This window comes from Enterovirga sp. CN4-39 (assembly GCF_049446235.1).
In the GTDB taxonomy this organism is placed as follows: Bacteria; Pseudomonadota; Alphaproteobacteria; order Rhizobiales; family Beijerinckiaceae; genus Enterovirga.
Genome location: NZ_JBMSEF010000055.1, coordinates 1 through 1,484, shown reverse-complemented (window position 1 = coordinate 1,484; position 1,484 = coordinate 1). Strand labels below are relative to the sequence as shown.

Below are 1,484 nucleotides of genomic sequence, written 5' to 3'. Positions count from 1 at the left end.
GGACGCCGTGATCGCGATCGAGCAGGTCGCGGCCGCCTGCCCGCGCAGCGCCGACGCGATCCAGGCGGGGAATTTCGGGCCCATCCGGACTTTCCAGGAATACGCGACCCCCGAGCAGAAGGCGCGCTTCCTGCCCGACCTCCTGGCGGGCCGCACGGTGATCAGCCTCGGGATGTCCGAGCCGGATGCCGGCTCGGCCGCGACCGACCTCAAGACGACGGCGCGCCCCGATGGCGCGGGCGGCTACGTCATCGACGGCTCGAAGGTCTTCTCGACCCACAGCCCCGAGGCTTCGGTCTTCCTGATTTATGTGCGGTTCGGCCCCGGCGTGGGCGGGATCGGCTCCGTCCTCGTGGAGCGCGGCACGCCGGGCTTCACGATCGGCCAGCCCTCCGCCTTCATGAGCGGCGAGGAATGGTCGCAGCTCTACTTCGAGGAGTGCCGCATTCCGGCCGAGAACGTCCTGCTCGGACCGGGCGGCTTCAAGCGGCAGATCGCGGGCTTCAATGTCGAGCGGCTCGGCAATTCGTCTCGTGCCCTTGCGCTCGGCCGCTACGCCTTCGATCTCGCCCGCGACCACGCCCTGCAGCGCAAGCAGTTCGGCCGGCCGCTCTGCGAGTTCCAGGGCCTGCAATGGAAGTTCGCCGATCTCGCCGTGAAGCTGGAATCCGCCCAGCTCCTGCTCTATCGGGCGGCCTCGACGCCCGAAGGCCAGCTGCCCTCGGCGGCCGAGACCGCGATGGCGAAGCTCGCCTGCAACCAGGCAGGGTTCGACGCAGCCAACGAGGCCGTGCAGGTGATGGGCGGCATGGGCTACTCGACCGAGGCGCTGGCGGAATACTGCATGCGCCGCACGCGCGGCTGGATGATCGCCGGCGGCTCGATCGAGATGCTCAAGAATCGCATCGCCGAGCACGTCTTCGACCGCCGCTTCGACCAGCGCCCGCCGCGCGCCGAGCGCCCGGCCGCCCAGGCGGCCGAGTAGTCCGGCATGAGCCTCGGGCAATCCCTTCTCCGGCCGCGGAGCGTCGCGCTCGTCGGCGCCTCGGACGATCCGGCCAAGACCGGCGGGCGCCCGATGGCGTTCCTGCGCCATGCGGGGTTCGCGGGCGCGATCTATCCGGTCAATCCGCGGCGCGAGACGGTGCAGGGCGTGCGCGCCTACCCGTCCCTCGCGGACCTGCCGGAGGTGCCGGACCACGCCTTCATCCTGGCGCCGACCGACGGCGTGCTCGATGCCGTGTCAGCCTGCGTCGAGCGGGGCGTGCCCGTCGTGACGGTACTGGCGGGTGGCTTCGCCGAAGAGGGCGAGGAGGGCCGCGCCCGCGAGGCCGAGCTGCGGCGCATCCTGTCTGGCGGCGCGACCCGTCTGCTCGGTCCCAACAGCATCGGCATCGTCAACGCCACCAACGGTCTCCGGCTGACCGCGAACGGTGCCTTCGCTGAGCCGGAGATCCGCCAGGGCGGCATCTTCGTCGCGTCGC

The 1,484-nt window shown here is 71.2% G+C and carries 2 protein-coding genes; both read left to right on the top strand.

Going from position 1 to position 1,484, the window contains the following annotated elements:
- Nucleotides 1-985, top strand: a 985-nt coding sequence (locus ACO2SS_RS28735; protein ID WP_423281291.1) for an acyl-CoA dehydrogenase family protein, incomplete at its 5' end; no start/stop codon positions are given.
- 6 nt (nucleotides 986-991) lie between these two features.
- The coding region (locus ACO2SS_RS28730; protein ID WP_423281290.1) for a CoA-binding protein at nucleotides 992-1,484 on the top strand (493 nt) is incomplete at its 3' end.